Genomic DNA, 562 nt, shown 5'->3' on the forward strand with positions numbered 1-562 from the left:
GTGGACGGGGCCGGCGAGGCGCGCGTGCTCTGGTCGATCGCGCTGCCCGCCCTGCGGCCGGTGCTGGCGACGCTCGCGGTCTTCACCTTCCTCGGCTCGTGGAACGACTTCCTGTGGCCCCTCATCGTGCTCTCCGACGACCGCCTCCAGACGCTCCCGGTGGCGCTCGCCAACCTGGCCGGCGAGCACGTGCAGGACACCGAGCGGATGATGGCGGGGGCGGTGCTGACCGTGCTGCCGGTGGTGCTGCTCTTCGTCGTGCTCCAGCGCCAGTATCTCGCCGGGCTCCTGGCCGGCGCGGTGAAGGAATAGGATGGCGGCGGCCGGCGCGAGGCGCGGGCGGTGGCCGGGCGTGCTGCTGGCCGTGGCCGTCGCAACGACCGCGACGGCGGCGACGATCGCGAGGATCGCAACGGCCGCGACGGGGGCCGAGTCCGTCGCGATCGACGACTTCGAGGGCGGCGCCCCGGGCTGGACGACCGCCACCTCGGAGGGAGCGCGCCTCGTGCTCTCGGTCGAGGAGGAGGCCCGGGGCCACGTGCTGCGCCTCGACTTCGACCTC

2 protein-coding genes are annotated in these 562 nt (G+C 74.4%); both read left to right on the forward strand.

The annotated features are described in order from the left end of the window. A partial coding sequence (locus L6Q96_23510) for an ABC transporter permease subunit (protein ID MCK6557515.1) occupies nucleotides 1-312 on the forward strand: 312 nt, incomplete at its 5' end. Between the two features lies 1 nt (nucleotide 313). After that, nucleotides 314-562: hypothetical protein (locus L6Q96_23515; GenBank protein ID MCK6557516.1), on the forward strand; the 249-nt coding region annotated here is incomplete at its 3' end.

It is taken from the genome of Candidatus Binatia bacterium (assembly GCA_023150935.1).
Lineage (GTDB): Bacteria > Desulfobacterota > Binatia > HRBIN30 > HRBIN30 > JAKLJW01.